An 11,249-nucleotide genomic window follows, 5' to 3' on the forward strand; every position below is an offset into this window, starting at 1 on the left:
ACTCCTCCTCAAGGAGAGACGCAACTCTACCACAAACCGCGCGTCCTCGCACGTGCTGAAGTCCCGCGATTTCGCATAAGGTCCGGTGTGGAACGTAAGTAGAAGAACGGGGCGGACAAGAAAAAAGCGCCGCTCCAAAGAGGGCGCTTAGAGTTGCGGATCCGTAGGGGCAAACGAACAAATCCGATAAAGGTCAACTGCTCACAGAAAACCTGTGATGTCTTTGTCATTGCACTGCCGAAGCATGCGGCATTTTGGCAGTGACTGCCCCGTATAGGGATTTGTACTTATTGTATACCTCGCCCGAGGTAGGTATACAACCCTCACCGTAGGGGCAAATACGCTTCGAAGGGTCGCGAACACGGTCACAAGATCGGGCGCGGCCCTTTTTCTATGGGTGCTCGGCTCGGCCACATGCGTGCTTGGTACCCGACACGCAATTTCGCATAAGATCCATCAGGGAACGGACTAGATACGGCCTTCACGAAGGGCAAACGCGGGTTCAAAATTGGCTGTTGGGTTCGGCGGAAGGATGGCACAAAAGGTTGCATAGCCCATCTCGTAGCTAGACCCGAACCGTCCGCACCAATGCCCCCCGTCTGTTTCACCCGTGTCACCAAGTAGCGCCCGATACTGGATCGTGTGGTCTGGTACCCATATCCAGCGTCCCTCGACGAACATCTGCACCCCGGTTGGCCTCACCCGGTAGGGCGCAGGGCGACAATCCCCATTATCGCAGCAATTCCTTCCGGCTCTGTCCCTCAGGGGCGAGTAGATGTCATGAGCTTCGGCGGGGGGGATCGAAACTGAGCAGGGCGATCGCTGTAAAGAACTCAAGCTTGAGAGACATAGACCGCTCTCCCTCAATGATGGGCAGGCGGCGCTCGTCGGAGCGTCAGAACAACGCTACTTGAGCTTATCCTACTCCTGACCGGAGGTCCGGTTCCCGACACGCTGCGCAATTTCGCAAAGGCGCAGTATGGAACGCGCTGCGAATGTAATCCTGCGCCAGCTAAATAGGAAAGTCTTTTGCAGGAATTAGGATTATAATGGCTAAATCATACCACTTTAGCTAAGTAATAGCTGAATATAGGTACTCGATTATAGCCATATAGATCGCTGGTCCTGCCACATTCTCCGCACGAGCGGATCCCATGATCGATCTCTGTGTGGCCTTCTACTGGTAGGTTCTGATGATCGTATCGGAAAGACTCCCCTCAGCAAGGTTCTTCTTCAACTTGATCTCTGATGCAGAGGTGATCCAGGATGAGGAAGGGATTAATCTACCGCTTGAGGGTGACCTCATGAGCCGTATTGCTCGCGCGCTCGAGGAACTCCACCAAGATGACATGCTTGCCTCAGCAGAGTGGCAGGGGTGGAAAGTGGTGATTACCGATTTTTCAGGTCAAACGCTGTTCAGCGTTGCCCTTGGCGATCCCTCCGTAGATTGCGCCTTTTCCCCTTTGAACTGAAACCTGCAATTTCGCATAATTGTCAGTATGGAACGCGATTTTGCGTATCCGTAAAGTGTTCCCGCGGGCTCTTGGAACGCTGCCGCGCCCATTCAGTAAAACTGGCCTCAGCGATCCTCTCGGCTAGCGCTCGAATACTAGCGACAACTTTCCTCCAAGACGCGCAACTTTGCCACGGTTTGGGGCGCCGATAGAGCCGTTTTCGATCCTTGTACCCTTGGCAACCTCCCGTTCACCATCCCCCTGCATCCTGCTCCCTCGCTGGAGGCCAAGAGGGAGCCTTTTCGGATGCAGATCTCTTGGGATGACGTAGGCTGTACGGAGAGAACAGGCATGCATTGGGTGACCAAGCTAAAGATCGATGTCTTCATCTCGCAGAGAGCCATCGACAATTGGAGGACAGATCCACATGGATGTCACCATGTCGTCGAGATCTCGTCCAGCCGTGGCAGGAACTACAGCCTTGGGACTTTCGAGCCCTGCCAGAAAGACTAAGGCTTAACGACCGGTCGGGTCACGCAGAAGGGAGGCCGGAAATGGCACCATCTTCGGCCTCCCTGCCTGATCCATCTAAACGGCGAAGTACAGATGCATCCAATGGTCTGCCCCCTGCGAAGTGATCCTCCCTGAAGTATGGCTTATGAGCCGAAGGAGGATTGAAGCTGGGCAGGAAGAGGCACACGGCGGAAGCGATCGTTTCCAAGTTGCGGCAGGGGGATGTGCTGACGGCGCAGGGCCGGACAGTGGCAGAGGCCATCCGGCAGATCGGCGTGACGGAGGTCACGTACGATCGCCGGCGCTCTGAGGATGGCGGGCTCAAATCCGATCAGGTCAAGCGGATGAAGGAGCCCCGGTGCCGCTTCCCTGCTGGGTTGCGACCGCAAGAGACTGCCCGTGTTTATTATCCCGGTATCGCGCTCACGAGCACCATGGCTGCGGTCATCAATGGGAATGCGACGGCAAACCGGATGAGAGCCGTCCCCAATGACGGTGCGTGCGCTGCGGAGGCTGACAGTTGAGCGGAAGAAGCCATGGGCGTTGTTCCAGTAAGGAAGGTAAGTGACGTACTGATAAGCCAGCTAGGCGGGATCGGATGTGCGGCTGAGCACAGAGGTGGATCCCAGCCATTCGAGTGAGTTCTCCTGGCTCCGTTGCATTAACCTAGGGCGATTAGGAAAGGGCGGCTACCTGAGGAACTGCCCTGTTGTCTCTGTTCAAGCGCCGTCGCTTCCCCGTCGAGATCATCCTGCTGTGCGTGCGCTGGTACTGCAAGTACGGGATCAGCTACCGCGATCTCGCTGAGATGATGGAGGAGCGAGGTGTCAACGTCGACCCGTCCACCATCTTCCGTTGGGTTCAACGCTACGCGCCAGAGATCGAGAAGCGGGTCCGACCATACCAAGGACCTCGCTCATGTTCTTGGCGTGTGGACGAAACTTATGTGCGGGTCGGCGGGGTATGGAAGTACCTGTTTCGAGCGGTCGACAAGCACGGTCGGCTGATTGACTTCATGCTGTCGGATCGTCGCAACACCCGAGCCGCTTATCGCTTCTTGCGCAAAGCGCTCAGGATGATGGACGACTATCCGCCATCCTCAATCACGACCGACAGACTGGCCTCGTGAAATGAGAGGCGAAGTTCGGCCCAATTGAGCTTCGCCTTCCGCGAATCCGGCCGAAGACATGCGGTAAGATTACGGGCGGTCCCTAAGGGGCCGCCCGTTTCACAATCCGAACAGGACAAGTGTTGGGGCACAGCTGAGCAACCTATTGCCGTGCCCCTTCACCCGAGAAGCATCTCCATGCAGATCATTATGGATGAGCCCGGATCGTTTGTTCCGGAGAAAGGCCTCGCTGTCGTTTCCGCACTTGTCGTGCCTGACCGTCAGCTCGCTGGTCTGGAGAAACTCTACAAACGCCTGCGCCGCAGCCTGCCGAAGGAGCGAGGCGAGGTGAAGGGACGCCTCTTGGCAGAGCGGGAGGTCGCCGCCGTTGCGGAGATTGCCTGGAGGCGATGCCTTCCCCATCGCGCACGAGCGCGAAACGGGGCGTGCAGCCCGGATCGGGTGAACCGCCGCATTGGCTATCGCGAGCGGGGCCGGTCGGCGCACAGGGCCGATCGGTCTCGCCATACCGAAGCTGTCGCGAGGCTTGGACATCACGAAGGTGCCTGGAGCGGCGCCGTGAGCGGGCCGAGGTGGATTACAGGCGCGCCTCGGTGCCCGCATCGAAGAGGCTAGCCTTGCCCATCGCGGGTACCAGAGTCACGCGGCTGCCGCGGGGGTGGGAGGTCTCGACCGGAACGCGGACGGAGACCTTGCGACCCTCCACGTCCGTCCAGAGCAGCTTGTCGGCCCCCATCGGCTCGCCAACGCAAGGTGATTGAGCGCTGTGTCGGATGGCTGAAAGGCTGCCGATCCATCGCCACTCGGCATGAGAAGCTTGCCCTCAACTTGTCAACGAAGGTGAAGCTTGCTTTCATGCGCCAGTACCTGCGCACACTCAAGCGGTCAGACAGGATCTAGTAGTTGGTAAATGGACCGCAAGAGTAGCGATCGCAGCGCGATGAAGCTCACGCGGGGGCAGGCTGCCTGACCAGAAGCGGATTTCGCCCGGATCAGGTGATCCGGGGGAGAACGTGCTCAAACCCACTCAACCGTAATCCGGAAATCTCCTCGCGGCCTCAAAATCCGGCATTCTGGCCAGAAAACGGTGCCGCGCGCACAGGTCTGACGAGCCGCGCAGGAGAGCCATGTCCCGGCCGTCCGCCGCCGATAACCGATGAATCAGCGCAAGAACGGCATCGCCACCGCATGGTCTGCGACGCCTTGCTGTCGAAGCTCACTAAATTCGTCGGTGAGCTTCGAGCTCGAAGTCTCCCATTGCGGCGGCGCGGGGAGACATCGCACAACTTTCCATGAAACAATTGAGGAACGTGTGATGCCGTCGCAGACCGATCAGGATCCGCACCTTACGACGACCGCTGGGGCGCCGGTTTCTGACAGCCAGAACAGCCTGACCGCAGGTGATCGAGGCCCAATCCTCTTGCAGGACTGGCCGCTGATCGAGAAGCTCGCTCACTTCAACCGGGAGCGGATTCCCGAGCGCGTGGTACATGCCAAGGGCTGTGGCGCATATGGCACTCTCCGGATAACGCGCGACATAACGCACCTCACCTGCGCCAGAGTGCTGCAAGTCGGCACCGAGACACCAGTGATCGTGCGCTTTTCAACACTTGCCGGGGAGATGGGCGCGGCAGACCACGAAAGAGACATTCGCGGCTTCGCACTGAAGTTCTACACCGAGGAGGGCAATTGGGATCTGGTCGGCAACAACACCCCGGTCTTCTTCGTCCGTGATCCGCTCAAGTTCCCCGACTTCATCCACACGCAGAAGCGCCATCCGCGAACCAACCTGAGGTCGCCGACGGCAATGTGGGACTTCTGGTCCCTGTCGCCCGAGAGCCTGCATCAAGTGACCATCCTCTTCTCCGACCGGGGCCTCCCTGTCACCCCGATGCACATGAACGGCTATGGCAGCCACGCCTACAGTTTGTGGAACGACAACGGCGAGCGTGTCTGGGTTAAATTCCACTTCAAGACGCGGCAGGGGCACCGCTTCTACACAAATGCCGAGGCGGTCGACGTGATCGGACGAACGCGCGAGGGCTACCAAGAAGCGCTGTTCGGAGCAATCGAGGCTGGGCTATTTCCTCAGTGGACCTTGCAGATTCAGATCATGACGCAGGCCGATGCAGAAATGTCTCCTTACAATCCGTTCGACCTCACCAAGGTGTGGCCCCACGCGGATTTCCCACCCGTCGAGATTGGCATCCTCGAGCTTAACCGAAATCCGGACAATTATTTCACCGATATTGAACTGCTGGCCTTCAGCCCGTCCAACGTTGTCCGTGGCATTGGGCACTCGCCAGACAAGATGCTTCAGAGCAGGATCTTCGCCTACGCGGATGCCCATCGTTATAGGCTTGGGACCCATTACCAGGCGCTTCCAATCAACAGGCCCCAGTGTCCGGTCCATCACTACCACAAAGACGGCGCCATGCGGTTCTTCGACAACGCGGCAACACCCGAAGCGTATTACGAGCCAAACAGCTTTGGTGGCCCGGTCGAGAACCGTTCATTTTCAGAGCCGCCGCTTCAGATAGAAGGCTTGACCGCAAGATTCGACCACCGGACTGGCAGCGACGATTTCAGTCAGCCACGCGCTCTGTTCATGCTCTTCGATGATGGGCAGAAAGCAAGATTGTTCGCCAACATCGCCGCAACTATGCAAGATGTCCCCGCCCCTATAATCGAACGGCAGGTCGACCTCTTCGAGCAGGTCCACCCGGATTATGGCGCCGGCGTGTGCGCGGAACTGGATGCGCTGGATCCTCCATTCTGATCGAGGTTTAACAGGAGAGCGAAGCCGATGGACGCTGGAGCCCGGCGATTGAGACCAATCGTCCGTGACGAGATCGGCTTGGAGGCGATCGAAACCATCGGCGTGCCTCGCTCATGCGACCTCGATCCGATTGCGACAGTTCACTCTCCGCCCCGCCGGCGAGTCGCACGCCTCCTCCACCGGAGCGCGAGAGCATGACGCCGGCCGAAGACAGTCGACAGTGCTTTCAGGTGCCATCACCAAGCGAACGAGCGAAAGGGTCGCGCATTGCCCGGCGATAGTCGGAGGGGGTCATGCGGCGCTGCTTAAGAAACACCCTGGCGAGCACCTGGTTGGAAGAATATCCCACCTCGAAGGCAATATCCGTAACCGAAAGATCACTCTTTTCGAGAAGCTCGCAAGCTTTCTCGATTCGTATTTGCGTTAGATAGACCCGAGGGGGCACGCCAACGCTCTGTTTGAACATACGGGCAAAGTGAAACGGTGAGAGCCGAGCCTCGGCCGCCAAATCGTCGAGACTGATGTCGTCCGCGAGCCGCGCATGCATAAGCTCGATGGTACGCTGCTTTGCCCAAGGTGCGAGACCGCCCTTCGCCGGTGCCAAAGGGGTTCCGCCCAATCGGCACCATTCGGCGAGTATTTCGCAGCCAGCAGCCCGGGCCAGCAGACGCGAAGGCGCCCCTTCGTCCGCACTGAGAGACCACAAGTGCCTGAGTGCGGATCGGATAGTCGATGACTCGAGCATGCGGCCGTAAATACCCGAATTGTCGACCGAGAAGCCACCGTCACCGGCTTCATCAAGCATTCTCTGCCACTGCCCTATCGGAAAAACCAAGCTGCGAACGCGATGGTTTATATTGATGATGGTCGTCGTAGCAAAGCCCGGCGCGGCAAGCACAACCTCGCCTTTCTTGGTTATTAGATCCAAGCGCCCCCCTCCGAGGTCGCCACGCATGTGACAGCCACCAACCATTTCCTGATACAGCACAATATCCGACGAGGCAGGTCGGGACACGTCTCCGGCCACTCCGTCGATCTCGAGCAGGTCGAGGATTCCGCCTGCCGACTTTATCGTGCGAACATGAGGCGCCTGTGGGCCTTCGATATACCATTGAGCGGAAGCAGAATTGACAGCCAACGTCATTGTCTCAGTTCCTTTGACTCAGCTACCGTGAGTGAAAATCGTGTGGAAGCCTACAGGGCCGCCGTTTCCATCATTGAGTCACCTGGCGCTGTTATAGCCACTTTAGAACTTAGTCGACTGCCGGTCCGGACCATAACTGAGAGACGTCCGCGCGAGGGTCCTGTCGTCGGAGCCAAGGAGATCTCACGATCCTTGACGGTCCGGCGCATGGGCGTAGCTAATGTTCAGCAGGGCCAAATCAACTAGGTCGCCCGGTGCTACCCTGCATACTTGAACCTTTGTAGCGTGAACGACGCGACGCACCAAGTGAAGCGGTTCAGCGCTTCGGGGACATAACGGAAGGTCGTGCTCGGCAAGAACTGTGGCGCTGAAGACCAACCGTCCCGTGACCATCCAGCCGATGACGGGGCATCGTTTGAACTTCTTCGAGCAGATGGGCCGTTACTTGAATCCATGCTGCCTAGCACCGTCTTGGACTATGCGATTTCGAGGAAGCCGCTCAGCCCTGTGGCCTCTACATCAGACAGGCGCTGCGACCTGGAGATTTTGTTCGATCCAAGCCGCCGCCTCGGTGACGTCACTTGCGGACAACTCATGGTCGGCTGGCAGCTCGCGGGGCTCGACCTTGGCACCTCGGGTCCTTAGATCGTCCGCTAGCACGGTCCTGTTCTGGGCAAAAGGATCGTCACGCCCGTTGAGCATCAGCAGGCTCGTTCCTGAAAGATCTGTAGCAGGCGGATCCTCCAACGCCTGGATGCCGCGCAGCAAAACCGCGCGGCGTGCAACGTTGGGATAAAGTTGCATGACGGCCGCCAAGAAGTTTGCTCCGTTGGAATAGCCGACAAAGGCAAGCTTGTTGGCGTCGAGCCCGTAACTGGCGATGGCACCTTCGACGAAGGCTGAGAACGCTTCTGCTTCGCTGCGGATGTCCGCTTGGTCGAAAGACGTGGCGTCGAGGCGGCGAAACCAACGGTTGGTTCCTTCCTCGGTCGCCCGCCCTCGCACGCCCAGCAGCGTCGCACGTGGTGCGATACGGCGGGCGATCGGCATCAGGTCGGCTTCATGTCCCCCGCTGCCATGCAGCAGCACCAAGGTGGTGCCGTCCGGATCCTCCGGCCGGTTGAAGCGATGAATGAAGGGCAGTTCGCGAGCGGGAAACCGCTCCTCCCCGGGCAAAGCAAATTGTGGGAGCATCGCCTTCAGATCTTCCGCACGGTCAGCATCGTGCGGTGGCAAGAACAAGGTTTGGCCGAGCTCGTCGGGCGCTTCATCAACGGTCATCCCTGGCCCATCAGTCGCGTATTCCAAAAGAATACCGGCTGGATCACGAACGTAGAGTGACAGGAAATACTTTCGGTCATGGACCTCGGTTGGTCCGTAGTCCTTGAGCGAGTGCCGCATGGATCGGACAGCCTCGGCATCCGCCGCTCGGAAAGCCACGTGGTCGGGCACTCCGGCTCCGGGCACGGAGGGCACGAACCCCGACACTTCCCTGATGTCCACCACATCAGTACCGGAAATCAAACGCTGCGTCGCGCCAGCGCTCTGCTCGTACCTATACCCGAACCGGCTAATGAACTGTGCTGTGGCCGCTGCCTTGTCCGTCAATACAGTAACACCTCGCAGCCGAGTCGGTGCGTCTGGAAGCGGAGCCGGCGCTGGCATGTCGACGCCGACGAGCTTCACGATCAACCCGTCCGGATCTTTCAGCCTGAGGACCGGCTCTCCGAATTCACGAGACGGCCCCTCCAGAGGGACGTTTGCCGCGAGTGCCTTCGTGACCCAATTGCCGACGGCAGCTGGCGGAACGGCGAGTGCCACTTCCGATACCTGCCCAATACCGGTGCGGCCACGGCCGGTGGCCTCCCAGACCAGGAAGGTCAGCAATGAGCCAGGGCTGCCAAGACCGTCTCCATAGATCAGGTGGAGCTGCTCGGCATCCGCATAGCCGCCAGTTCGCTTCACAAGCCTGAGGCCCAAGAAGCCGACATAAAAATCGACGTTAGCCTGCACGTTGGCCGTGATACCCGTAAAGTGGTGGATGCCGCTTGTCATTGCCGAGGTGCCTTTGAAGGTTAGCCGCCCGTCTCGCGCGCAAGTACTCTTTGCACGGCCGGATCTGCCGCCAGCCTATCATGCAACGCCTGCACGTTGGGATACTCGCTCAAACCGCCCGGCACGAGTTTGATTGCCCAGCGGATTATCGGGAAGGAATAGGCGTCGATTACGGAGCGCCCTCCATCAAGGATGTACTCGCGCCCCTCGAGGTGGCGGTTCAGAATGGCGAACTGCCTCTCGATCAGCTTATGCCCTGCATTGACCACGGCCCGCCTACTCTGTTCGCTTTGGTCAGTCGTATAGCGAGACGGCAAAAAGACCGGCCAGAAAGCGGCATGAGCGTCCGAGGTGAAGAAAGCGGACCAGCGATGCGTCTCTGCCTTGGCGCGAAGATCGTCACCGCCGGCAAGCCCTGCCTCCGGGTGCTTCTGCGCCAAGTAGTCAAGGATTGCGCCAGCCTGTGTCAGGAGCCAGCCATCGTCCTCACGCAAGGTCGGTACAGCACCGGCAGGATTGACCGCAAGCAGCTCTTTGGAGCCGAAATTCACCTTCACTGCCTCGTACGGTTTGCCGATCCATTCGAGGACGACGTGCGGAGCCAGTGAGCACGCTCCTACGGCATAATAGAGTGTCGGCATCGGTGTTCTCCATGGTTGTGTCCACACTGACACGAAAGCGGCATCTCTCCGCGCCGTGCTCTGAAGAAGTGACGGACGACGCACTTTTCGCGCCCCGGCTTATCTCGATCCCCGAACAGATCGAAATGATCCTGCCACTCCTGTTGCGCGAAGGCTCGACCAGCGCCGACAGGTCGCAGCGGAGTTCGTTTTCCGCCCCTGCTTTAACTTTGAGACTGACGGCGATGGATAACTTGCTCATCCGATGTCGCTTCGTCTATGGGTCGCGACGACGACACTTGTCGCCGTCGCAACCCTCCCGTCCTAAGCGTTTGACCGAGCCTAGGCGGCGGCAGCTGCGGCCTTCTCCGGGTTGAACCCGTCGTAGCTCTCGAACACGTCCATGAAGCCGGGGACGGTGGCTGTGCGGGTCCAATCGCGCTGGAGTTCACAATACAACTGGACGCGGCTGGTCATCTGACCGCCGGCCTGTTCGACGCGGCGCAGACCCGCCTCATGTGCTTTGACCGATGTGCCGCCCACGGCGTCCACGGGAACATAGACCTCATAGCCCTCCAGAAGGGCATCGAGCGCGGGGAAGGCTAGGCACACTTCGGTCCACAGCGCCGTCATGATCAGCTTGCGTCGCCCGAGCGCCTTGACCGCCTGCTTGAATTCGACGTCTTCCCAGGCGTTGACATTGGTGCGGTCAAAGGTCGGCAGGTGACCGATGACGTCCTGCAGTTGCTGGATCGGCGGCTTGTTGAGGCCGGTCGACACGTTCGCCGTCGAATGGATGATCGGCACACCATAGTTCATCGCGGCCTTGGCGACGCCCGTGATGTTGAAGACGAGTTCCTCCTGCGACATCGACCGGATCGAAGAGACCTGCACCGGCTGGTAGTCAATGATGATGAGGGCTGAGTTCTCGGGCGTGATGAGATGGTCGGTCTTGGGGTTACGGATTGTCTCGCTTGCCATGGGTAGGCCTCCTTGGTTGAGCTGAAATCAGCTCAGGACTGGAAACTTCAGGCGACGTGGCGCCGGCCAGCGTCCACAGCCGTCGAATTATAAGTTAGCGTTTCCCGTCGCGACACTCGTTGCACCGAGTGCGGTAACGGTGCCAATCTTGCGCTTGGATGCGCCAGCCTGCGGGACTGGGGTGGCGGGGGAAGGGGAGCAGTTGGTTTTAGCGGGAGGTCGGATCCCTGTTAGCGCGGCGATAGTCGCTTGGGCTCACGCGTTTGTGTTTCATGAAAACGCGCGCCAGAACCTGATTTGATGAGTATCCGACCTACTGGGCGATCTCCGTGACCGGAAGTTCTGTTCGCTCGAGAAGCTCGCATGCTGGCTCGATTCCAGGTCGGCTGCAACCGCTGGTCGGCGCGAGCCGCACCGCCTCATGCCGAAACACTTGCGTCAAGCGTGTATGAGGCGTGGAGACTCTCCTGGGATATAAGAGCGCACCCCATTCTTCCGGATTGTGTGCGTCAAGTTCTGCAAAGCGGGGCGGCCGAGCAGGCTGGCTAAGCGGCTTCGCGGAGTTGATCCTTCT

6 protein-coding genes and 3 pseudogenes are annotated in these 11,249 nt (G+C 59.1%); 4 read left to right on the top strand and 5 right to left on the bottom strand.

What is annotated here, in order from left to right:
* Positions 1 to 1,193 precede the first annotated feature (1,193 nt).
* The 3 genes and pseudogenes from IC232_RS31915 to IC232_RS31925 all read left to right on the top strand — a co-directional run.
* Complete coding sequence (locus IC232_RS31915) at positions 1,194 to 1,472, top strand: DUF6894 family protein (protein WP_190848973.1); 279 nt, start codon at positions 1,194 to 1,196, stop codon at positions 1,470 to 1,472.
* 662 nt (positions 1,473 to 2,134) lie between these two features.
* Positions 2,135 to 2,320 (top strand): annotated as a pseudogene (locus IC232_RS31920) (IS3 family transposase); the annotation flags it as partial.
* Positions 2,321 to 2,676: 356 nt separating this feature from the next.
* Positions 2,677 to 3,084 (top strand): annotated as a pseudogene (locus IC232_RS31925) (IS6 family transposase); the annotation flags it as partial.
* 589 nt (positions 3,085 to 3,673) lie between these two features.
* Here IC232_RS31925 and IC232_RS31930 read toward each other — a convergent pair.
* Positions 3,674 to 3,832: a hypothetical protein gene (locus IC232_RS31930; protein WP_190848975.1), complete on the bottom strand. Its 159-nt coding sequence runs from the start codon at positions 3,830 to 3,832 to the stop codon at positions 3,674 to 3,676.
* Between the two features lie 579 nt (positions 3,833 to 4,411).
* Between IC232_RS31930 and IC232_RS31940 the strand changes: the two are divergent.
* Positions 4,412 to 5,839 (top strand): annotated as a pseudogene (locus IC232_RS31940) (catalase); the annotation flags it as partial.
* 262 nt (positions 5,840 to 6,101) lie between these two features.
* On the opposite strand, the gene IC232_RS31945 reads toward IC232_RS31940, so the two are convergent.
* The 4 genes from IC232_RS31945 to IC232_RS31960 all read right to left on the bottom strand — a co-directional run bounded on the left by IC232_RS31945 (position 6,102) and on the right by IC232_RS31960 (position 10,675).
* The gene (locus IC232_RS31945) at positions 6,102 to 7,019 is read right to left on the bottom strand and encodes a helix-turn-helix domain-containing protein (RefSeq protein ID WP_190848976.1); all 918 of its coding nucleotides are present in this window, start codon (positions 7,017 to 7,019) and stop codon (positions 6,102 to 6,104) included.
* A 519-nt stretch (positions 7,020 to 7,538) separates the two neighbouring features.
* Positions 7,539 to 9,074: a VOC family protein gene (locus IC232_RS31950; RefSeq protein WP_190848977.1), complete on the bottom strand. Its 1,536-nt coding sequence runs from the start codon at positions 9,072 to 9,074 to the stop codon at positions 7,539 to 7,541.
* Between the two features lie 20 nt (positions 9,075 to 9,094).
* Positions 9,095 to 9,715 carry a glutathione S-transferase family protein gene (locus tag IC232_RS31955; RefSeq protein WP_190848978.1) on the bottom strand — a complete coding sequence of 207 codons (621 nt, stop codon included), beginning with the start codon at positions 9,713 to 9,715 and terminating at the stop codon, positions 9,095 to 9,097.
* Positions 9,716 to 10,036: 321 nt separating this feature from the next.
* On the bottom strand, positions 10,037 to 10,675 hold the full coding sequence (locus tag IC232_RS31960; RefSeq protein WP_190848979.1) for a hydrolase: 639 nt from the start codon (positions 10,673 to 10,675) through the stop codon (positions 10,037 to 10,039).
* Positions 10,676 to 11,249 lie beyond the last annotated feature (574 nt).

It is taken from the genome of Microvirga sp., from assembly GCF_014699075.1.
Classification (GTDB): domain Bacteria; phylum Pseudomonadota; class Alphaproteobacteria; order Rhizobiales; family Beijerinckiaceae; genus Microvirga.

What these genes read in the sequence shown, in the direction of transcription:
- IC232_RS31960 (WP_190848979.1), bottom strand. Translation starts at nt 10,675, where the DNA reads ATGGCAAGCGAGACAATCCGTAACCCCAAGACCGACCATCTCATCACG.
- IC232_RS31950 (WP_190848977.1), bottom strand. Translation starts at nt 9,074, where the DNA reads ATGACAAGCGGCATCCACCACTTTACGGGTATCACGGCCAACGTGCAG.
- IC232_RS31915 (WP_190848973.1), top strand. Translation starts at nt 1,194, where the DNA reads ATGATCGTATCGGAAAGACTCCCCTCAGCAAGGTTCTTCTTCAACTTG.
- IC232_RS31930 (WP_190848975.1), bottom strand. Translation starts at nt 3,832, where the DNA reads ATGGGGGCCGACAAGCTGCTCTGGACGGACGTGGAGGGTCGCAAGGTC.
- IC232_RS31955 (WP_190848978.1), bottom strand. Translation starts at nt 9,715, where the DNA reads ATGCCGACACTCTATTATGCCGTAGGAGCGTGCTCACTGGCTCCGCAC.
- IC232_RS31945 (WP_190848976.1), bottom strand. Translation starts at nt 7,019, where the DNA reads ATGACGTTGGCTGTCAATTCTGCTTCCGCTCAATGGTATATCGAAGGC.